This is a genomic window from Prevotella sp. OH937_COT-195, assembly GCF_003932845.1.
GTDB lineage: Bacteria > Bacteroidota > Bacteroidia > Bacteroidales > Bacteroidaceae > Prevotella.
Genome location: NZ_RQZH01000098.1, coordinates 1 through 710, shown reverse-complemented (window position 1 = coordinate 710; position 710 = coordinate 1). Strand labels below are relative to the sequence as shown.

1 protein-coding gene is annotated in these 710 nt (G+C 30.4%); it reads right to left on the bottom strand.

Going from position 1 to position 710, the window contains the following annotated elements:
* Positions 1-27 precede the first annotated feature (27 nt).
* Complete coding sequence (locus tag EII32_RS11405) at positions 28-528, bottom strand: TspO/MBR family protein (protein WP_125235472.1); 501 nt, start codon at positions 526-528, stop codon at positions 28-30.
* Positions 529-710: the final 182 nt, after the last annotated feature.

The window sequence follows — 710 nt, the reverse complement described above, 5'->3', positions numbered from 1 at the left end:
GCAATATATATAATCTTTTTCATCAATTTAATGCTCAGATTTCGCTGTATAGTTTGGGTTATCTTTATTTAAATACCAATTACCAGCTGTTAAATAAGTAGCAAAAGCGCTCCAAAGCATATATGGAACTAGTAAAATGCCAGCAACTTTTTTTACATTGAAAAATTTTACAATTGTTGTAACTACTGCACCCAGTAATACAACACTCTCTATCAACGCACTAAAGCGTAATTTATATTTGAAGTATAATATCGACCATAGATAATTCAGGCTTAATTGCGTGTAATAAGCACCTTTCAAATCGTTACTAGTAGATTTACTAGTCACTAATGCATAAGTTACGCCCATCGTTGTATAAAGTATTGGCCATACAATTGGAAAGACATAGCCGGGTGGTGAAAAAGGTGGTTTAACATTATTTTTATAATCTTTTCTCGCGTTTTTCACTGCAAATTTCCCTATAAATTTACCGCCTGTAATAGGTGTTATAACTTTTATGATTGTTTTAATTATCTCTTTTACTTTCATAGTCGATCCCCTCTTTTTTTGTAAAAGTAACTAGCCTTTATTTTAGTCGTTACAATTCGGCATTAGACATGCTATTTTTTCTAGCTAAATACTTTTTCAATCCATATACTTTCAAAACAATTGCACCTGTAATAACAATTGGCAAAATAAACTTCTTTATATTAAAGTATTCTCCTTATTAT

Coding starts and splice junctions, on each gene's coding strand:
- EII32_RS11405 (WP_125235472.1), bottom strand. CDS start 528: ATGAAAGTAAAAGAGATAATTAAAACAATCATAAAAGTTATAACACCT.